The sequence below is a fragment of the Ruegeria sp. AN6 genome, assembly GCF_056540425.1.
Genome location: NZ_JBQFWR010000013.1, coordinates 97,325 through 119,077, shown reverse-complemented (window position 1 = coordinate 119,077; position 21,753 = coordinate 97,325). Strand labels below are relative to the sequence as shown.

The following is a 21,753-nucleotide window of genomic DNA, read 5'->3' as shown; positions in this document are numbered from 1 at the left end:
TAGATTACTCATGTTATACCCCTGAAACTCAGGGGCTTGAATCATGCAGCCGAGATGACGGCAACCAAATTAATGGGTCCAGAACCTAGAAAACCACGGGCGCCCGAAGAAACTTAAGATGACAAAGCCTCAGCAAACGCGCCTGGATGAGATTGTTGCTCTCTGCAAAGAACTTGCGCCTGGCGGTAGGGTGACCGCAGTCGAGAAAAGCCGCTTCGGACACGTCAGCACGCAACAAAGCACGCAGGATCAGCTCCACATCCGAAACCTTTTGAACATTCTGCGCGTGAGTGCCGCCCAAGCCCATTGGGAGATGTCTCAAGGAGCTATTGGCAAATTGCTTCGCGACTTCGAGCGTGGTGGAAAATCGAAGAAAAAGGTATCCCACCGCGACCAGTCCGACATGTTCGCAGCACTGGGAATAGAAGCGCCTGAACCCACAAAGAAATGCGACGCTCTAAACCAAAAACTGGGTCTCAGTGTTCTCAAGGAGCTTGATGAGAAGCGGTATGAGGTGTGCCTGAGAATACAAAATGAAAAAGACAGGGTCGTCTTTCTCGCAGAACGGACGGACACACTCGAGATTTTTGCAGAAGCGCTTTCGCGCAGAGGCCACCACACCAACTATGTCGTGGGAAACCAAACCAAGGGTGAAGATCGCGCCGTGAAGGCGATCTTTGGAGATGGCCCCGACAGTTTCAAGCGTATCAAACAGGGCAAGTCCGTGGAGTCTTACTTCCGACCTAGAGGAAAGAACGAACCAAAAGGATCTGCATCGGTTTTTCTGACTTACAAGATGGCTGAAGGCATCAACCTTCAGTCGTCAGACACGCTGGTGTTGCTTGGTCTGACCTCGAACCTGAAAGAGCTCATCCAAGGTCTGGGTAGGATCGACAGGATCGATAGTGAGTTCGGGGTCGTCAATTACCACCTTGTTGATGTGCCAGTAGGTCAGTTTGCATCTGACGAAAAAATCGCCCAGCGCATAGAGAACTATAAAACTTTGGCTGGGGAGGCGCTAATCGACGCCGTTTTAGAAGAAAGCACCGAAGACGCAGAACTGATCCTCAATAGTGTTGTAAAATATCTGCGATCCCCACGGCTGCTTCGCGACAACAACTTTCACGACGTTCTGGAACGCACCAAGCAAACAATCCCCGAAGACCGCTACAAACTCATCGACAAGGCCAAAATCCAGGGAACCTGGGGCGCGGAGTTGGCGTTCCTATCGGCCCGTGAGAAATTCACGGCGCTACATCTCAAAGGACGTAGCAAAAGCAATAGCTTCTTTCCGCCTCGCCTGCTGCTTCTTAAGGATACCGCGCCAGGCCTGATATTGGAACGCGACCAGCTGGCCTGCATCCAATCTCTGGAGACTGCATACGAGCGGACCAGAAGTCTTGGAATGGAGCACGCCCACGTGTCACTGGAAGATCTCTCTGAAGCGCTAGAGACGATTTCAGAGCAGATCGGTAAGCTGACCGAGTGGGACTTGCGCCCGGCGCGCGTTGAGAGCCTCATGAAAGCCTGCGCCGAGTTCATGGGACGCAAGGGTGGTGTCGATCTCAGTGATCAAGAATGGTTTGGCCATCTTTCACTGCCGGCCGTGGAAATGGTGTGCGAGGCGTGGAGCCGTGAGCTTGATCCCTTCTGGGAACAAGCAAAACACGAAGTGCGTGACAGCTTCGCCTACGAGGATCTTCCCAAGGGGTACATCGCGCTTCAGATTATCCTGGAAAAGCTCGAAAGCGATCATCAGGCGTCCGCTGGGATCCATGAAAAGATGGTCCGGGTCATCGAGGAAGCTGAGCAGATTTCACGCAACCACGAACCCGCAATTGGACAGCGCATTTCAGTGGTGTTCTATTCGGATGGAGCAGGCGAGCACTAGACGGCCCCAGACAGCAGCGAAGCCAGCTCCGACAAAATATTTAGCGGCTAAAGATTTTCACAAATCGGCCATCATTCTCTAACATCAAAGGAAGGGCATTTGTAACAAAATAGTCAAAGCGTTGAGCATCGAAAATGCACTTGAATTATTGGCCCCACGGAATTTCACCGACCTTTCGCCAAAGAGTGATCGGAAAGCTCCAGAATGCACTGGAGAAGCAGCCAGAAAACCAAAACACCCAACAGGCAAGTAAATGCAATCAAACGGACAGTCAGGCTATCACAGCATTCACGAAGCGTGCGCGTACCTGCGGAAATTAGACTTTTTGGTGAAGCGCTCTCAGCTTTCGAGTCGCGCGGCTCCATTCTTGGGCCTAGCACTTGACGACGACAAACTACCTGACGCGCGAGCTGCTCTGCATGAGCTTTCCGACTGGAAGCTATCTAGACTGCTTAGCGACTATAGCTACGCATGTAGCTGGGCTATTTGCGCAACTTTATCCGAGCACTATGGAGTAGATGGTAATGCCAAGGTCTGGCCGCACATCGAGAACCTTTTGGCAAAAAAGATCAGCATTCAGGATGATCGAATAGCGATTTTTCAGACGTTCGTTCGCACCTGTCGGAAGCTAGGCCTCGCCGCTGAAGGCTTTGAGAAACGTGTCCACGCTTTTCAAATTCACGCCGGTGTTTCACGAACGCAATTGCGGCACTTGGCCAGAGCATTCATTGCTCAGGAACGTTCACTTGGGCTACCGGACCAAAATGACATTGTGCAGCTAAACCGCTGGGAAGATGATGCGCTCCATTTTCTTGCTGCCGGTGTTGAAGTTCTCCAACGACCGATTCTCATGGATCATTCTGCTTGGATGGCAGCGGCATATGTTGAATGGCGCCGAGATCAGAATTCGCTCGCCAGAAGTTCTAGCTACCTAAGGCAATTTGGAGAGACTCTTCGAGCAGAATTTGAAAGTTCTGCTGGCGCTGTAAAACGCGTCGTAGCGGCGCCACGGCTTGTTTGGGAAGACGGACGCCCTCAGCTTGCAATACCAGGGCAATCTCGGCGCTATAGGTTGCTTGTCGACGGAGTGCTTCATCGTGTACGCGCAGGTCGACTCTGGCCTCTTCCATACCCATTGCCGAACGAAGTCTCTTGGGAAGGCGAGAACGCTGGAAAAATAGACATTTTCCAAGGGTCGGATTTTGTCATATTTGACAGCAACACCGGTCGACAGGTCAGTGCCAACACAAAGGTGATCGATGGCTCTAGACGACTAAGCGGGGTTGTCGCGACTGCCATCGTAGTCTCAAGGGAGGCCTTTCAGGTCAATGGAATTCCCGCGAGAGAGGTCGGATTAAATGTGTTTTGCGCCGATGTAGACCTTAGAGCGGGAAGCGTGGAATTAACACGCGATCAACACGTGTGGGTACTCACAGGAGCCCGGCGTCCGCAGATATCAATCAATGGGCTACCGATAGCAAAGGGGTTGAGTGGAGCGAATCTCTGGGGCCCGAACACGGATGTTGAGCTGGATTTCGGTTCTAGTGAACTCCTTCCGGGACATACGGATGACCGGCCCAGACCTGCCTTCATTCAGGTTGATGCATGCGGTAATTCAAGCGAGATTGAAGTAGAAGTAGATGGCCGCGGCATTGCAAAGGTTGAGATTTCTGAACTTGCTCGTGCTGCGGGCTTGGAAGATGCCACAGGCCCAGTATCGATGGTGTTAACGCTCTTGCGGTCCCATGAGGCATCAGCTGAAACCACGCCAACGCGGTTCAAGCGGAAACTGGCGGTATGGCCCGGTTTTTTGGCCCAAGATGGTCTGGTGCTAGTGTCTCATACAGCCCCGGATAACTTTGTTGAGACAGAGTCAAAACACGTTTCAAGGGATGACGGTGGGTTTTTGTGTCTGGATCGCGGTGGTGGTTTTTCCGAGGCGCGGATTGCATTCTCATTCGAAGGACAGGTTAGCCTGTTTACGGTTCGTCCAGCGGTGCTTTTTGCTGTGTTCGAACATGTGGACGGAACAAAGAAACCTTGGGTTTTGGGCGACGCAATTATCAAAGGCGCGGCTACAAAGAGCGATGCCATCGTTGTAAATTCTCCAGAGAGAGAAGCTAGTTTGAGGTTGGGTGCCCGCCTCATAACTGATGCGTTCAGAGACCAATCCACCTTTGCAATACCAATTGCAACCCTCGACGGAGGCGACATAGTACATGTGTCTTCGGAAGGATTGCCGACTCTGGTCGCAACCGTAGAAAGTGCCTTGCAACCGACAACGACTCACGTCCGCACATGGGAAGGGGGCACACGTATTTCCGTCACCATGCCATTTTCAGTTGGCGGCGCTATGGTGCGACTGGAAACCGAGAATGGACAAATCGATCAAAGCGAAGTCAGCTTCGATCACCTGCCAACCGAAAGTCGCTCGCAATATTGGCTGTCAAATCATCAATCGGACGGGAAGCAAATCACATTTGATGTCAATGGTCAGGCGTTATCTGGTCTCAATATGATAACGTTGCGACTTCGGAAAAACGGGCAGCAAGAGTGGTTTCAACTCAGTAACGCTCGCAATGACCGTTACGCATTCCCACTAGTCGGTGGTATCCCTTCCGAGGATACTTCATCACAAATTGAACAGCTCGATAGATGGCTTTCAAAGTGTTACGCCCCTGAGGTTTGGGACTACGGCTTGGGTCAAGCATTGCAGAGCCGTTGGAATACCCTCGTTAGAGATACATCTGAGAAACCCGGTGGAAAGAGCAAGTTGCTCCTACTTGCAGTCAAAGATGACGAACCAGACTGGTTGCCAATGCTTCACGTCGTCCAGGAAATTCCAACGCTTTTTGCGGAGCCTGCGATCAGTTTTCACGCGTTTTCCGCCTCGTCAGGCAGCGACCGTATATTGAGATTGCTAGCGGATGCAGAACACATGCAGCTACGCGCTTTGAACCTTAATCCTATGGCACTATTGTGCTTTCCAAATGCTAGAACGGCAGCGAAAGCAGGTGAAACGCTTAAGAATTTTAAGCCAAGTCACTTGCCAGCGATTTTTTCCACGCTTGCTGAGAAACCTGGAGAATGGCTCGGCGTTGACGCTCTGGGACCAGATCATGCGTCTACGGCGGTTAACGTTCTTCGTGATCGTATTGAAGCAAACGAAATTCTGGGGGCTGGCGAAGCTCACGGACGCATGTCGCTTCGAAGCGTTAACGTGAACCGGGTTGCATCTAGTCTTCGAGATCCGGCACTCGAAGACAGATGCGTCAGCTCAATAGATGACGAAGATGCTTCCGTACATATGATCGAGCAAGCCTTGTTAGCGTTTGCTTTTGCAAGCCGAAGTGGTCCTGACGCTGTTAGTCGTATTTTGCAATCTGTTTCGACGAGGCTCGGGGAAAAAGAGGAAATTGTTCTCGCCTCGATTGGAGAGATGATCCGGCTGGGAAGGGAGCTTTTTTCGTTTCATTTGATAGCTACAGAGCTCGAGTTGAGAAGTAAATCATGAGAAGTATTCGCACCGACGAAACCAGTATTTCGGATTTGGACCCGCTACGTTTTCGGAGCATTCTAGAGCACCGTTTGAGAAGCTTCACGACCGCCGCAGCGGCGGTGTCTCCGGTAGTCGCACCGGGCTTGGAGCGCGCAGTAAACGATATGATCGAGAAAGAAGTGCTCGTACGTGGGCCTTTCTTAGAGAGCTTACCAGACTTTGAAAAAGGGCATTCTATCAAAGAGTTGGTGGCGGACGGGGTGTTGTGCGAACAGTGGAGGGGTATGGAAAGTAATGCTCCGTCTCTTTGGAACCGGCCGCTTCACCGTCACCAGCAAGCCGCCATAGGACGCGATGAGAATTACATTGTGGCGACCGGAACGGGCTCGGGCAAAACCGAGTCTTTCTTATTCCCAATGATTGATGATCTCATGCGCCGTGGTGTTGGCAGGCCGGGCGTTAAAGCCATCTTGGTTTATCCTTTGAACGCCTTGGCTACCGATCAAATGTTCCGCATTGCGCGTTTGCTTTTCCGCGAGCTTGGTGATCCCGGACTGACGCTGGGGCGTTACACGGGTCAAACCACAGCAGGGGCCAACCGAAGCGAGATCGAACAGGATGTTCTCTCGTCACCAAGCTTCGAAGATGCGTTTCCTGATGCGCACCGGGTGCCAAACGGTTGGCAACTCTCAAGAAACGAAATGCTGGAGTCGCCTCCCGACATTCTGATCACAAACTATGCGATGCTAGAACATGTCTTACTGTTGCCTCGCAATCGAGCGCTTCTGAAAGACGCCAACCTTCGCTGGTTGATACTCGACGAATTACACACCTACGCCGGGGCTCAAGCGATTGAGGTCGCTTTTCTTCTACGCAAGCTGAAAGCCAATCTGGGTATGGAGACAGGACATCTGAGGTGTGTTGGGACATCTGCGAGTTTGGATCCTGATCGAAAAGATGATCTCACCAGATTTGCTGAAGACCTGTTTGATGAACCTTTCGGGTCAGGCGATGCCTCTGTGATTACAGGTAAACGCGAACTGCATCCTCAGATTAGGAAAGAGACGACAACAACTTCGATCTCCCCCGAAACCTGGATCCAGATTGGCGAAGGCCTGGCTGGCCTACGATCTAGCGGTGCCCTTGATCCTGAAGAAGCACGTTTTCATGTGGAAAACTGGAACGACGAACTGGGTTCTATACTGCCGCTTGAGGGAAAGGACTTTGGTCAAGCACTCTTGAACGCACTTGCCAACAACAGTGAGGTGCGTCGTGTCGCCAGAGAGCTACACAACAGATCCTCAGGGCTGATGCTTCTCGAACAATTGGCATCGGAGATTTTTTCCGGTGTCGGCGAGAGCTTAGCCGAACGTGCCTTGATAGCCTTGGTGAACACTGCGGTGCTCGCAGTTCCCAAATCAAGCGCCGGGTTCCCTTTGCTCCCAGCACGGTATCATGTCGCGGCCACTACGATTGAGGGCGCTCTTGTCGAACTTTCATCAGAAAATCCCGAGAGATGGGAACGTGTTTTACCCGGAAAGGTAGGACGCGATTTTGAGGAGGGCTCAAAACCTGCCTGGCCGCTGATGGTCTGCCGTGCGTGTGGAGAGCCCTATATCGAATGTTGGGACGACGGCATTAATATTGCCGCAATTCCTCCCAGAAACGGGAATGCAGAGCGAACCGTCTTGAGACTCGTGGACGCCACTCCCGCGGCGACCGACGAGGAGTTTGATGAGGACGAAGATATTGAATGGGTGCATTTCGATCCGAAGACCGGAGAGATTGAGGATGATCCTGGAGATGGCATACTATCGCTTCAAGTCGCAGAATGTGTCGATGACGACCATGATCGAAAAAAGTACGTAAAAGCTTGTTTGGCGTGTGGTGAAAAAAAAGGGGCCTTTGCAGAGCCTTTGACCACGATCTATGCAGGGGATGAGTCCACCTCTGCAATGGCAACCCAAACACTTCTGGAAGCGCTGCCACCCAAGCCCGTCTCTGAAGCGCCTATGTTCGGACGTTCTCTATTGGCTTTTTCGGACAATCGTCAGGATGCGGCCTTTTTCGCACCATTCTTGGAACGTGTATCTCGAGTCGAAGCACTTCGCGGTGCCATAATCGACGCGGTTCGCACAGAAGATGAACTGCTTTCGATCAGCGAGCTTTCGAGTGAGGCGAACGCTCGTCTAAAAAAACATAGATTTCGTGTCTATGACCGCGGAGATCAGTCGACACCATTGCGCGGCATGGAATTAAAAGATCGAATGGCGGCACTGGTTACCGCCGAAGTCACTCTTGGAGGCAGAGGAAGGGCCTCACTGGAGGCCTATGGTCTTCTATCGGTCGATCATGAGGGGCTCAAAAAAATCGAGCGTCGAGTTGAAGCCGAATTGAGTGATCAGGGAAAGGAGGGTCTCGCGGAATATGCTTCCGGCGTCATTAGGTTCATTCTAATGATGATGCGGCAAAGTCGCGCGATCTCAGATCTCGATGGGCGGTTGGACCTCTCTGATGAAGCGGTTTGGGGTCGTGGGCTTGGTTCCGAACTGATATCTTGGGAGCTCAGAAAAGAAAGTAACGCGACCCGGATCAGAAGGTTGCTGCCCACGCGCCCAGGAGACAAAACACGGCTGCTTTGGGTGCTGTGCGACCGTCTTGGCCTAGCGCGTGCTGATGCCGAACTTCTCGCTGAAGAATGTTGGAAAGAGATGGTTCGGCCCCGAACCGGCGTTCTGAAAAAGGGCAGTTTGGCGATGGTTATTGACCTCGACAAGATCCGCCTTGGCCAATCATCAGATCGATACCGCTGCAACTCGTGCGGCCGGATCGCGTCCTTCGATCTTGGTGGCGTTTGCCTTGCAAATCGTTGCAATGGGTCAGTTGCCAAGCTACCAAATTCCAAGACGGACAGTGCGGTCATCGAAAACTACTATGTAAAGAGATGGCTCACAAAGCCCGGAGCTGCCATTGCTCGCGAACATACGGCAGCAATCGGTTCAGGTCTCAGAAACGAAATCGAAGGCAAGTTCAGAACAGGCGACGTTAATGTCCTAAGCTGCACGACAACCATGGAAATGGGTGTCGATCTGGGCGACCTCGAAGCCGTCATTTGTAGGAATGTCCCCCCAGGTATCGCGAACTATCAACAGAGAGCCGGGCGCGCCGGGCGCCGCGCGCAAGTCGCACCCGTGGCACTCACCGTCGCGCGAGGGAGCCGGTACGATCAAGCGTCGTTCAGGCGTTTCGATGAATACCTCAAGGCTCTGCCTAACGTGCCATACATTAATTTGGAGAACCCCCGCTTCTTTCATCGGCACCAGGTCTCATGCGTGCTCTCAGGTTGGTTGACCGAGCGCCTCGCCACAAGTTCAAGAACTGGATCTCCGAGATTGAAGGACGTATTGGGAGATCGGCTAGACGCGCCATCGCAAAAGGCGCTGCAAGAGAACTTCTCCATTTGGTTGCAATCAGTCGATGGCAAGGTGGCTCTAGAAACAGCTGAAGCGATGGCGACGGGAATGCCAAGTGGCGTAGCGCTGCAAGGCCAAGAACTCATTCGACATGTTCGAGACGAAGCTTTCTCCCGATGGCTAAACGACGTATCCGACTCGTGGCAATCCATAGAAGACCGGTATCAAGCTGCGGAAGCGCAGGCCGCATCTGCTTCAAGTGAAGAAGAAAAGCGGAAAGCCGACTGGCGAGTATTGAATACAGGCCGTGAGAAACAACTCTTTCTTGGTCGGTTGGTAACGGAAAGTCTTTCACGATTGGGAATTATCCCGACTTATAGCTTTCCCGTAAGCTCACTGACTCTAGAAGTTGTGCGAGATAGAGGGCACGGTCGAGGTACTGAAGATATCGAGCTTGCGAGAGATGCTGCACTTGCGATTTCGGAATTCGCACCAGGTGCTGAGACAATCGCGGCAGGTCGAGTCTGGCAGAGCGCCGGAATTTCCCGGCGCAGTTCGCACACCGCAAATGACGTGTGGATGGACGAAGGACAGCTGCAAATCTGCCGAACGTGCCGAAATGTGGAACGGCTGCCAAAAGACAGTGAACCGCTTACGGCCTGCCCCTCCTGCGGTGCGAACTTGGAACCTCCAAGGCGATTTGTGGAACCTGTAGGTTTTTTGACCAGCTATAAAGACCGTGCGGGCGGAGAACCGGGATCATCCCGCTTGCGACCCCGCGCCGTGGATGAGGCACGACTTTTGACGAAAGCTCCATCTGATCAAATGGAGCTGACCGAGGTTCGTGACGTCAGCACCTATTTCGCTTCCGCGCTTGGCCGCGGCGATATGCCAGAAGGTAAGATGATCGTTGTAAACCGTGGTCCCAATGCCACCGGTTATTTGCGCTGCCCAAGGTGTGAGCATTCCGAACCAGCACCCAAGAATTATTTTGGTTTTTCTCCAGTTAAGACAAAGCATCGAGATCCCCGTAACGGAGAGCCTTGCCCTGTAGAGGAGCTCAAGGGCGCTGTGGATTTGGCCCACATTTACTCAACGGATATACGAATTCTCCGTATTAACGTGCCAATTGATATCCCGTCATCGGTGACCGATGGCAGGGTTTGGCAAGAGGACGTCCTCAGGGGAGCCGCAGAAGCCATAAGGCTTGCAGCTGCCGACGTGCTGGGCACTGATCCGCGGGATCTGCGAGCGACTTTTGAAGTAGCTCCTTCGGGCGGCTTCGATATCGTGTTGGCAGATGCGACCCCAGGTGGTGCAGGTTATGCACGCAGGCTGGTAGAGGAAAGCAGGTTCTCTGCTAGAAAACTATTGCTGGAAGCCCTCGACAAGCTCGACTGCGAAAAGAAGTGCCAGTCCACGTGCGTTCATTGTCTGAACGACTATTCAAACCAGATCTGGTGGGACCGCATGGACAGGCACATATCCAAAGATTGGCTGGAAAGTGTTGTGTCACGATCAATTGCGCGTCCCGGCCACGTACCAGTCGATGCCATACCTTGCCTTGCACCCGTGGGATTTGCCCTCGGAGCTAACCTGAAAGGACACAAGCAAGCCATTGCTGTTGGCTCAGGTATTTGGGGCGGCGAAGATCCAGAGGCTTCTTTGGGTAGCGCTCGCGCTCTGCGGGACTGGCTGGAAGACGATAGAGAACGTCGTGTTTGGATGGTTACCTCGGGTGAGGAAGAAAGCGATCCGACTGGTGTGGATCGTCAGATCGCAGAGTTACTTCGTTCAGCAGAGGATGCCGGTCGTTTGACGTTCGTTCAGTTGCCGCCTGACAAGCTGGAAGCTGCACCCCGCCTGACACTGTTCGGAGGCATAACTAACGAAGAGCTTTATGACGATACACCGCGTGCAAAGCTATTGTCCGGCTTAGGTGCCGGCATTTGTTTTGGGCGCCATGGCGTTGAAGACCTGGGCACTCTGTGGATTGCGAAACACGTTCAGAGTGTATTGAAAGCTCCCAAGTCCGATGTCTTTGCCACATTGTTGGAGCGTATGGTCGTTCATCGTTACCTTGCAGGGAGACCTCGAGACATACCTGCGGTTTTCTCCGGTTTGAAGGGGAAGCACATAAGCTTGGAAATTCAGGATCCGTGGATCGGAGCACAATCTCGTAACCGCAATAAGCTGGCAGATTTCTTAAAGGCTATTTGTGATGCAGAAGTAAGCATCGACAAACTGAAGCTGGTTTGGAATCCGCGATCCGGACACGATCCCGTTGTTCTTCAAAGTGAAGGTTTGAGATCCGCCGCTGGCACAAGTTTTGCTGGTGAAGTTGAGCTTGATCCGTGGGTGCCATCGCGAGGCCAACACTTCCATGATAGAATTGTGCATATATTGATTGCAGAGACAGGCGAGAAGTGGCGCGTCGATGTGACTTCAGGGATCGACAACCTTATGTCCTACCAGAAGGAATGCAGCCTTTTCATCGAGAAAAGTTAGGTCTGCCGCTATTATTTGATGTCACCGAAAAGGGCTAACACCATGGTTGCCTCGTCCGTTTTGGGGATCTCCCCAAGGGATACATTGCGCTTCAAGCTACCCTGGATAAGCTCGAGAACGACTATCAGGCGGTCGCTGAGATCCATGAGAAGATGGCCCGCGCTATAGAGGAATCCGATCAGGTTTAACGTGACCACGAACCCACAATTGGACAGCGCATTTAGTAGTGTTCTTTTCGGATGGTGAGGGCGAGCACCAAGGAAAACGGCTTCGGAAGCCATTTTATCTAATCTTGTTTTTGGTCGGTCGCTATACAAACAATTCTGGAGTGTTAACTCCAGAATCGTCTTTCCTGCTGACGCGTACTATTAGGCATACTCAGAAGTTCGGTCGGTCAACCTTACTTCTCTAAAAACATCACTCGCGCTTGCGCCCGCTAGGTATTGCTTACAATACTCAAGAAGATCACTCAGATCAGGTCTTTCGCCAACATCTAAGCGGTCACCTTCGCGAACGGGTATGTATGAGACGTTTTCAAATTTCCCATGCACGCTGTCTATAAAGACTAATGGGCATTTGGAGTCGGAACCTGTCTCAGCGACAGCACCGCTGTAGTAGAACGGAGACAAACTGATCGCGACACTGGATGCAATGTGTACGATGTACAGGTCATCCAACGAAAAGTCATTGGGACCTAGAAAATCGTACAGTTTTACAAAAGGTTCATTTGGCCCAACAAGCGCTCTAAAAGTGCCTTCATAGCCCCCTCCAAACGTTTTGCGCCTTGTGGAAATAAACCTGCCAACAACGCAACCGCTCAAAGCGCTCTTTATGTGGTTTCCTAAGAATCCTAAAAGGTAATTGAAATCTAGGTTTACAGCTCTGTCGTGCTTAATGTTGTTGATCTCAGCTATGGCATTGTTCAGCTCTTTGACGAAATCTCCTTCGAAAACAGACAACAGGTTCTTCGCAACCAAAGTTTCTTCTAGGTTTTGTTTGGCCAACCGAGCTCCCAGATCCTTCAAGGGCCCCAAGCTTCGATTGAAGCTTGGTGAAACTTGTATTTTCTCCCCCAATTGAGCACTCGAAATATCTGAGTAACCTGCAAAGACAATAAACGTGACCATCGCTTCAAGCGTGCGTTTGCCAAACTTTTCCAGCAGGTGCGTTTCTGTTTGAGCAACGTAATTTGCGAGCGGGTGGGAAATGCTGTACGGCAACACCTCAATTAAGTCACTTAGTTCAGCCCACGATGCGTCTTTCTCTCTTTCGCGATACGCTTTGATGTCATTCTGAAAAACTAGAGACCCAGCTGAAGTTGCTGTTCCAAAATCTAATCCCAGGTACGATTCTGCGGGCGCTAGTTCACCCGCGTATGTCATGTCTAGAAAGAATGGTACTCCTTCCACACGTTGTTCACTGGATTTATCTCGACTGAACAAAAAGGAGGGAATAGCAGTGCCATCTTCACGTACCTCCAATTCGACATCAATCGATTGGCCGTGAACAGGTCGTGTTATGTGGATGCGATGATCCACCACGTTATGCACATTTTCCAGATCAGTCGGATCAAACGAAGACTTTAGGTAGTGATAATCAAGCGCATGTTTCGGCGCAGAGTTCAACCTGACACGCCATGAGATCTTTTGCCCAATATAGGCTCTAAGCGAAGCAGCTGAACCGAGAAGTGTCCCCTCTATATCCGACAGAGGTAATCCAGGGTTCCTGGGCTGAAATTTGCGAAGTTCCGCAGGTTTCTCGTCAGATCTGAGAGCGAGGTTGAGTGTATTGTATGTGACGGCTCCGAAGTCCCCATCTCCTTCCGTATAGTATTGCCTCGCACACTCAACTGCTAACCCTTTGGCTACAACTTCTTGATAGTTTTCACCAATTTCAAGGATCTGTGCATTTCCAAGTTCGTTTCCAAGGTCTCTCTCTATTAGCTCTTTAGTCCAGCCGATGTTGGTAGAGCCTCCCGACAGCAAAACCACGGAGATCGGCTTGTTTTGCAGTTCGGTCTTAGCACGGCTTACAGCCTTAATTATCGCATCACGCAGTCTGTCGTTCCAAACGCGTTCAACAAAAACCCTGCGCATCCGATCAGCAGTAAGACTAATTTCGTACACCTTGGAATTTGCATCGAATGGGTCTTCCCGAAGAGGAACAAGGTGCGAGATGGCGCGGCTCAGATCCGCGTTCAAATTCCAGTTTGAAAGTGACTTACAAATTCTTACTTTTGCTCCTTCAACATCTCGAAGAAGCGCCCTAAAGTTTTTGGCAAAATCTTTCTCTTGATCGGTTGCGAACCCTGCTTCGTTGTCCGAAAGTCCCTGGAAACTATGGATACGCCTGAGCATTTCTCTCGCGGCTTTCTTTTTCTTCTTGTCTTTTATGTTTTCGAAAAGAAGGTCTTCGGCGATCATGCGGTTAACAAAATACCCACCAACAGGAATAGATTTCGAGGCGAGGGGTCGCGAATTTCGGCCGCTATGGCTGATGTCACCGTCTTTTGTAGTTTCGATGACAGAGACGTCGAACGTGCCACCACCGAAATCCATGACCAATGCGATGTGTTTTCCCTGCTCGCTCAAAAGCGGGTGGCGATAGCCGTATCGGTAAAACTGAAAAACCGCGAAAGGCTCAGGAAGGAAATCTATCTCATCAAATTTCGATGATAGAGCGGTTCGAACCGCAAAACGGTAATTAGATAACCATTCCCCTAACGTTTTGCCTTCTTCCTCCAGAGTAATTGGCTCCGCAACCAAGACCTTCGCTGGCTTTGCATGACCCAGTCTGTCAGCTTCCTGGAAAATCTCTTCGCAAACGTCTTCCAAAAAATCTTTAGTTATGCCCATCACAGACCTAGTATGGCCTTTTGAAACCACTTGCTTGGATGTGCGAAGCTTCTCCTTCGACTGCCGACCCAGCTCCACTTTAAAGTTCTCGAAAACCCGATTGCCTTGGTGTTCCAACGCTTCGGTTTGATCTCCAATGCGGTGGGATTTACCTTCGTATGCGATTTTCGTTGGGACTGTATTTGCGCCTTGTATTGGAGCAACTTTTATTTGGTTTACGAGGAGCTTCTTCTTCATTTCACTTTCGTTTTCAGTAGTTTGTTTGAGTTCAGTGTAGTTTCTACGACGACGCAAAAATCCTTTGGTTGCGTTGAGAACCGATTTGTTTCCCTTGGCTTGGCGACTAGAACAGTAATCATCAGCTTTGCCAAGTGTATCCAAATGAGACTCTTTGCTGTTGTCCGAAACAGCGAATAAGCCGTGTCGAACTTGCATCATGACCCGTAGTTTTCGCTTCGGTCGCTTCTGAACGCGAGAGCCATTCGGAGTGAGATAGTGAAGTCGAGTTATTGAAATTTGTCGTGCTGAAGCCGCGATAGTGTGGACTTTGCGCGTTCCAGCACGACCTTACTGGGAGATATCATTGCGAGGCTTAAAGCCTAATTCAGTAAATGGGCCTACCGACGCTGACGATTGTACAAGTTGAGCCAATTAGCAAAGTCTCCTTTGAGATCCATCGCGGAGCGATAAAAGGAATTGATCGTACCCATCTTGCAGAATTCCGAATGGAACGCGTCAGCAAAATCTTCACATTCATTGACCCCGTTCCAAAGAAAATGTGCTTGAGTAATCTTCTCACGGTTCAACAAGTCCCTATACTCGTTTGCCGCGAATTCCTTCCCCAGGTCAGTATGAATTGACTGAAGCCTGATGTTCCTAACCTCGTAAACTGGAAGAACACAGTTCTCCAGGAAAGAACTAGCAGAGCGAAAGCTCGAAGACGGAGAAATCGACGCGATAACCTCTCCTGAGTATTTTGCGGCAAAGACATCGAGGACTACACGCTCCGATTTATTGAAAAGCGTGAAGGAAAAACGGTCTTGGCACCCTTGGTTGCGCGTATCTCCAGTGAAAAGTTCGTTATGTCTGAGATGTTTACTCATCAGATGTTCCTTTTTGATAGGGAGGTTAGTTGGGGTGGACCCGGCTACGAGCAAATCTTCGCCTCATGGCTTCTCAGACTTGCCGTACAGCTTTCGGCATCCAGAGATGGAAGTCCTCCGGAATTGGCTAAAGTCATGAGGTCTGACAGGCGTACTAGATGGCCTCTGCTTGTTTGGGCTTCCTTTTGTGCGCCATAAGTCTCGATCTGGCTTTTCGCGAGAAGGCCGAGCAAGCGGCGCGATGTTGTGCGGCATGACCCAGCAAGTACTGCGACAGGCACGAAAGTAGATTGGAACCGCGCCAGCTGTTCCGGCGAGATCAAATAACCCTTGTTCGGACCATGCGAAACTTCGCGAGATTCGAGCAGCCCGAGCCTACACCAGTGCACGACTGATTGAGGTTTCCAACCAGTGATCCTGGCAACATCCTGAGCTGTCCAGTCTTTTGAGAAACGCCCTTTACTCAGCTCTCTTTCCACATCGCTTTTCAGATACTGGAACTTACCTAACAAGACTTCGCTATTAGTGTTTACAGGCACGATTTCACAATCAAAGATGCGCTGAAAAATTCGGATAAGCACCGAACGATCCGTTGTTCTGCGAAGATTTAGATCCGCAAAACTGATCGTCTCACCATCCCGTTGGACCGCAGAGGCACTGATACGAGCCAGCCGATCTGCAAGGGCAATTCTGTCAAAGCCACCGTCAATCAGCGGGGGACGATCTTCCAAAGCAATTTCGCTGACCACGGCGGCTTCACGCAAGAGATCAAGCTGTTTCCGTGAAACTCCAAGTAGGTTTCGGATTGTAGTGCCATCGCAGTATCTTTCTCGATCAGCGACGATGTTATGAACTTCCAGCCGAGGAATAACAGTATGAGTGTGCCCATATCCGCTCCGGCTTTGTTTGCCGGCAATCTGTTCCTTATGAACCGCCTCAACCAGTCTCTGTGACGTGATCCCAATCTCTTGGGCAGCTTCCTTGGCAGACACCCATTCTCTTGACTCATCGACTTGCAATGAACCGAGATAGGTTCCGCTGAACTCCTTCGAAACAACTCTACCCAAAGCCTTGTGAAATGGCTCATACGCAGGATCTTTGAATTGCATGAACCGCTGATACCAATTTCCCAATCTCGCTGGTGCGGAGTTCAATGCCGGGTCAGTTTTTAACAGACGTTCGCGAACGTGATCTTCAAAACCGTTTGGCCAATTTTCCAAAAGCGAAGCGACCGGCTCAAGCAGCACAACAGCCTCCTCTACTGTTTTTGGCAATTTGGTCTTAAGAGCCTTGCCCGTTCGGTTTGTTGAGAAGGACGAGGCTAGGAAATGAACAAAACGGCCGATATCTGCTGGAGGACTGGACACCAACTGCGTCGGAAGACCCGAGGCTTCACTTGATGGAATGCCCGAAATCAACTGCGAGATTAGAACCTCATGTCGCGGCGCTGTCTGAACCGGAACACTCGACAAATCCGTTCCGCAAGAACATTTTCCGTGCCCTCCATTTACGGGCGTAAGAGGCTCAGAGCATCGCGGGCAGGTATCTTCCAATCTGCACATGTGCTCAGGGCACGCAGTTACCAACGTGTGACGCCAGCTTTGGTGATAGACCTTACCGTCTGCGATACACATTGGGCACACTGGGTCAGACCCGCGCCGGTCATATTGCCACTCGCGGCATGCGTCTTTTGGCTTGGCTTCCGGTGCGATTGCCGCGAGCTGGCCCGCAGGTAATCCACATTTGCGCTCCAAGTCGCCAATGCTCTCGATCAGAGGGCGTCCGTACCTGATACCAAGCTCCGAGAAAAAATCCCCGGTGTCGATGAACGCGTTGAAAGCAGACAATCGGCGAAGAAATCCGAGCAGGCTTTCATCAGGTTTTGGATTTGTTGTTCTGGCCAGCATCAATAGTGTTCCAACACTGAAAACTCTTCCGTCGTGGAAGGTGCGAGCTCAAGGTCAGCTTCCTTCATGACGTTTACGAACGAACGGACCAAATCCAGCTCTTCGATATCATCAGATTCAAAGAAAAAATCTGGACGGTGTTGGGCTTGGAGAACGGAGTTCGCTGCCTTGGCGATGCTGGCGTAGCTCAACACGTTATTCTCGATGTAGGCGATTGCCCCGTGCAAGACGCGCATGACGATCCCAACGCGGCCGCCAGACACTCCGTAAAGGCGCACCACAATGTCATGGGGGTCAAAGTCAAACTCCAGACCGGCTTCTTGTAAGCTGTTGAGTGGCGTTGCGATAGCGCCAGCGAAGTTGGTTTTTTCCTCTTCAACGGACCAGGAATAAGGCAACATGTAGGTGGATTTCATTGCCCGATCACGGCACTGTTCGTTCTCATCCAGAATTCTCTGAAACTTGGGCAACCCGCAGAGGACCAGCGTCACACCTGTGTTGTCCACGAGGCGTTTGAAATGGTCGGTAACGCCACGCTTTGACAGCCGTTCACCACGTTCGGCGCAGTGATTGCACTCGTCCATCGCAATGACACGAATGCCCTTGCTCGTGATTTCCTTGTATAGCTGTGCCTCGATCTCTGACGCAGATGACCCTCTCTTACCGCTCAGCTCCAGCGAAGCCAGCATGGATCGAACAAGCATTTTATCATTTGGCTTGTTGGGGATGGAACCGATGACAAAATCGCTGTCATAGACCCATCCCTGGTATTCAGTTGTTGGCTTACCGATAGTATCCCGCAGATCCTCAAGCATCCGGCTTTTTCCGCATCTTGTTGGCCCGAGGAAGGGCACGATTGACCCACCGAGCCGCTGTGCAAGGCTAATGGCTTCAATCAGTTCACTGCGCGTTTGTTGATACAAGGCGTGATAGACGGCTTGTTTCAGGACGTGACTGTAGTTCTGGTGACTCAACTGTGCCTCCGGGTTGATTTCTTTGGCATGTTCCCGGGCAAGCTAACTGTCGGCTTGATCCGTTTGCGTTTGGCTGAGTTGGTGGGATCTTCACCGGGTAGGCGATCCGAACGTTCAATTAGCTCTTTGTTGCGGGTCGCTGCGATCTGCTTTGCCCGGCGCTTTTTTGACGTAAGTTTGTCGGCCTTGTCTTTGAAGTCTTCATAGATTTGCAGCTCGGCTAGAATTGCCTGCGTTTCGATTTCCTCCACGTCAGGCGTGCGCAACGCTTTTCGTGCGGCATCCAACTGGGCAAATGACAACGCGGGGCAGTTTTCTCTCTTCGTAGGAACAAAAAAAATGTTCGTGAGCCAGTTCGTCCCAGACAGCGATTTCTCGGATGTCATTTGGGTCGTATCGGATCTGAACCTTGTTTCTTACTCCAACGCGCTCAAGATAGTTCTTCAGCTCGTACGAAGCGTACCGAATGTTCTTGAACATGATACCATCTCGTTCAGCGACACGAACTGCGTCTTCAACCATAAACATTTCTCTGATTTGAATCGGAGATGGCGCGGGGGGAATAAAGTGGCGTCTACTCAGTCTGTTCCATGCGGCAATGGGAGACTCGTTGGTCCGCAGGATGTTTTGCACCCGCCGTCTTTGCTTTTGAGCGTAAGTGTCATACCGCCACCTTTGAAGCATTTCTTCGACTTCACGAATGGTATAGACAGCTTCTGCTTCCGCGATTTTTGTGCGTTTTTTCGCGCCAATTTCTGAAGTTTGGGAGGCCCCCTGAAACTGGGTAATAAATCGACTTAGTTCTCGGAAAAACCTCTCAATGAATGGCTTCTTATCTGGCTGGCCTGGAACGCACTTCAACCAGTCTTGTGCCGAGGCCGACAGGACTGACCCAATAATATCGCCAGAGTTTTCTGAGCCTTGGTCTGATACCGTCAATTGTGGCGTACCGACAGCCTGAAACCTATTTTGGATTTTGTAGCGATCAAAGAACGCATCCGTTTTAGGTACGAAAACCTCCTTCATGGTTCTCGCAGTCAGACTGGATGATGGAGCGCCCCAGGACACTTGAAGGCCCAGAATGAGGCCCGTTGCGCAATCGATGACCGCACTCACTGTTGGACGCCCTACTGGATCTCCGTCATCATCCACGCACCACAAGTCCAAAGTGGTGGAGTCCGTCTCGAGACGCGCGAACGGAACTTCAACTTTTTGGAGATTCATCGCGAGCAAGTATTGTTTTCTTGCTTCCGCACTGCCGAGCCTAAGTTTCACAACATCTGCATGTGGCAATAGCTGAATAATTGCGTTTACGCATTTGCTACCGCATGGCCCGGGCTTGAGATCCAGTTCCTCGCATTTTTTCTGATACTTTGCTTTGGCAAGCTTTGCGAGCGACGTAACCGTCATGCGATCCGAAGTCAGAAACCGCTCTTCGAGCAGATCGTAAGTGATTTCTTCAAACAAGAAGTCGTATCTGGGCGCTCGGTTGCCTTTGTTCGTGTGTTTGGGTCGAAGCCCTGCATCGCCGTTTGAACGGTCCAGCTTATCCCAGGATTGAACTGTCCTTAGTGAGGGAAAACCATTAGCTCGGACAGACGTGTATTTGTCATCCAAGAAGTCTAGTACAAGTCGATTGTAGGCTGCCTGCCAAGTGAGACCACCTCCTCGATGCACTCTGATCGCTGTGATGACACGTTTTTTGAAGCTTAGTTCTTTCTGCTCAGAAGCGCTAAGCATTCGGCGCAGTGACCTGGCATCTGCGTTCGGATCGAACGCCATCTCGGAATGAATGAGTTCTCTGAATCTCTCAAAGCTGATTTGCGAATAAACACCGTCCTTGTCAGACAAGGAGACTGATCCGTCGCGCACTCCAATTTCTTCTACGGTGAAGGTCTGTTCTTCGATTAGAACATGCCAGCCAATATACTGTCGCTGAACGTGGGTCATAGCTCGATGATCTCCAGATGATTTGTTTTGGGAGTTGGCGACAAAGACGCAAACGAAGCGGGGCCAAGACGATGCTCGCGAAGATCCACCGCAAGAAATCCAGCAAGGATAGCGCAAAGGAGTTCGTCCGAACCAAGTCCAAACTCGGAAATCAGCTGGCCAACAAGGACAGTATCCTTTGGCACTTGAGCAAGGATCTCTAGAGTTTTCTCAGTTGGTGGCCTGTCGATAACAGCTTTCAGCGTACGGACGTTATGAGCCACAACTTCCGTCGGCGTTTCGTCTGTAGTCAGTGTCCAATGATGGCCAACAGATTTGAAAAACTTTGGCAAAAAATCCCGATGGAGGTCCTCTTTGACGCGACTTTCAGCTTTGGTTTCAACGAAAGCTGTTCGACCATCCCGCATTCTGACGAGGAAGTCGGGAGTGTAAGGCTTGGGGCGATAGCGCTTTCCGACAAACTCATCGAAAAGATTCTCTTTTTTCGCAAAAGACCTTCCCGATAGAAGATCATATGTGCAAGGTTGGGGCCGGAAACTGGCTACACGCGGATCCAACGCCAACGCAAAAGCAGTCGTGGCCTCCAATGTGCTCTCCAATTGGATGTATCCAGCACATTTCGGAGCACTGACGTAATTTGCTCTCTTTTTTTGCCCCGCTTTTCTTACGATGCGGGATGTTGGGTGTGATTTGGGGTCTTTTTTCATGAATAGATGTCTACAATATTGGCATCTCCAATATCAATACAATATTGGCACTGCCAATAATGGATAAATTTATGGTGCAACAAGGCAACAGCCTCGAGAGCGTGGCAAAAAGAGAAAACTGGATAGAATTTGGAGGTGCTTTGTCCGACGCCATGGACAACCCGAGCGCCTATGGACTTCGAACATCCAACGAAGTCCTTAAAAACATTTCAGATTTAACCGGAAGAAGACCTCACAGCCTCAAGAACCCACTCTATGTAAGCAGATGGTTAAAAGAGAAACATCCTGAGGTTTACGAAGCCAAACCGGCCTGGCTGGGTATGACGCTGGTTATGTATTTGATGAAAATAGAAGAGTTGGATGCCGCCGAAGCAAAAAAGATAACGCCGAAAGTTTTTGAAGGTCAGATGAAGCAGATCGAGCTCAAGGCTATCTTCGACGACCTTAGAGAAAGAAAAAGCGATCCTTCCATAACGACCGGAAGTATAGAGCTTTCCGCGCCTCAAAGAGCACAACGATTTTACGACTTTGTTGACGACTACCTTAAGCGCTTTGGGGCTGAATTCTTTGAATCGGACAGCGTATCTATCCAACCCGGAAGAATTATCGATCCTATAAGCCCGGACCTTGTTGTGAACCTGAGTTCTGGAGAGCGTGTTGCGGTAGAAGTAAAATCTTACCGAAACCGGGTAGACCGGCATCAGTTCATAACAACACTTGGGTATTTGGCACTAATTCAAAAACTTGTGCCAGAAATTCTCATGATTGTGCCCGAAGGAAGCGCATATGACTTGCATAGGATGAACGACCTGCGCGACAAGCTCTCCTTAAAGGGTATTCGCTTCGCAACTCTGCCCGAGAAAAGGGCGGAAAGCGAAGGCGACCTTAAGCTTTTCGAATGAGTTGAGCAGCAGATCTCAGCCAAAAACTATTAGAGGACAAACCT

At 50.8% G+C, this 21,753-nt stretch carries 12 protein-coding genes; 4 read left to right on the top strand and 8 right to left on the bottom strand.

The window, feature by feature from the left end; translation table 11 throughout:
• The first annotated feature begins 118 nt into the window (after positions 1–118).
• The 3 genes from ACR0MQ_RS18150 (at position 119) to ACR0MQ_RS18140 (ending at position 11,311) form a co-directional block, all read left to right on the top strand.
• The gene (locus tag ACR0MQ_RS18150; RefSeq protein WP_480609967.1) at positions 119–1,891 is read left to right on the top strand and encodes a DEAD/DEAH box helicase; all 1,773 of its coding nucleotides are present in this window, start codon (positions 119–121) and stop codon (positions 1,889–1,891) included.
• A gap of 556 nt (positions 1,892–2,447) precedes the next feature.
• Positions 2,448–5,405, top strand: a complete 2,958-nt coding sequence (locus ACR0MQ_RS18145; protein ID WP_480609965.1) for a hypothetical protein — start codon at positions 2,448–2,450, stop codon at positions 5,403–5,405.
• Positions 5,402–11,311, top strand: a complete 5,910-nt coding sequence (locus ACR0MQ_RS18140; protein ID WP_480609963.1) for a DEAD/DEAH box helicase — start codon at positions 5,402–5,404, stop codon at positions 11,309–11,311. The genes ACR0MQ_RS18145 and ACR0MQ_RS18140 overlap by 4 nt, the downstream gene beginning before the upstream one ends.
• Before the next feature lie 11 nt (positions 11,312–11,322).
• Here the strand turns inward: ACR0MQ_RS18140 and ACR0MQ_RS18135 are convergent, their stop codons facing one another.
• From ACR0MQ_RS18135 to ACR0MQ_RS18100, 8 genes are all read right to left on the bottom strand, one after another.
• A complete protein-coding gene (locus tag ACR0MQ_RS18135) occupies positions 11,323–11,592 on the bottom strand; it encodes a hypothetical protein (protein WP_480609961.1) in 270 nt (89 codons plus the stop codon).
• A gap of 87 nt (positions 11,593–11,679) precedes the next feature.
• Positions 11,680–14,547 (bottom strand): Hsp70 family protein, encoded by a 2,868-nt coding sequence (locus ACR0MQ_RS18130; protein ID WP_480609959.1) that lies wholly within the window; start codon positions 14,545–14,547, stop codon positions 11,680–11,682.
• A gap of 236 nt (positions 14,548–14,783) precedes the next feature.
• Complete coding sequence (locus tag ACR0MQ_RS18125) at positions 14,784–15,269, bottom strand: hypothetical protein (RefSeq protein WP_480609957.1); 486 nt, start codon at positions 15,267–15,269, stop codon at positions 14,784–14,786.
• Between the two features lie 44 nt (positions 15,270–15,313).
• Positions 15,314–17,176 carry a TniQ family protein gene (locus tag ACR0MQ_RS18120; protein ID WP_480609955.1) on the bottom strand — a complete coding sequence of 621 codons (1,863 nt, stop codon included), beginning with the start codon at positions 17,174–17,176 and terminating at the stop codon, positions 15,314–15,316.
• Entirely contained in the window at positions 17,176–18,099 is a 924-nt protein-coding gene (locus tag ACR0MQ_RS18115) for a TniB family NTP-binding protein (RefSeq protein ID WP_480609971.1), read from the bottom strand. Before ACR0MQ_RS18115 ends, ACR0MQ_RS18120 begins: the two co-directional genes overlap by 1 nt.
• Positions 18,100–18,146: 47 nt before the next feature.
• Complete coding sequence (locus ACR0MQ_RS18110; protein ID WP_480609953.1) at positions 18,147–18,401, bottom strand: hypothetical protein; 255 nt, start codon at positions 18,399–18,401, stop codon at positions 18,147–18,149.
• A 1-nt stretch (position 18,402) separates the two neighbouring features.
• Positions 18,403–20,100: a Mu transposase C-terminal domain-containing protein gene (locus ACR0MQ_RS18105; RefSeq protein ID WP_480609951.1), complete on the bottom strand. Its 1,698-nt coding sequence runs from the start codon at positions 20,098–20,100 to the stop codon at positions 18,403–18,405.
• Positions 20,097–20,807: a hypothetical protein gene (locus ACR0MQ_RS18100; RefSeq protein WP_480609949.1), complete on the bottom strand. Its 711-nt coding sequence runs from the start codon at positions 20,805–20,807 to the stop codon at positions 20,097–20,099. Before ACR0MQ_RS18100 ends, ACR0MQ_RS18105 begins: the two co-directional genes overlap by 4 nt.
• A 59-nt stretch (positions 20,808–20,866) precedes the next feature.
• Here ACR0MQ_RS18100 and ACR0MQ_RS18095 point away from each other — a divergent pair, with 59 nt between their 5' ends.
• Positions 20,867–21,709 (top strand): hypothetical protein, encoded by an 843-nt coding sequence (locus tag ACR0MQ_RS18095; protein WP_480609947.1) that lies wholly within the window; start codon positions 20,867–20,869, stop codon positions 21,707–21,709.
• Positions 21,710–21,753: the final 44 nt, after the last annotated feature.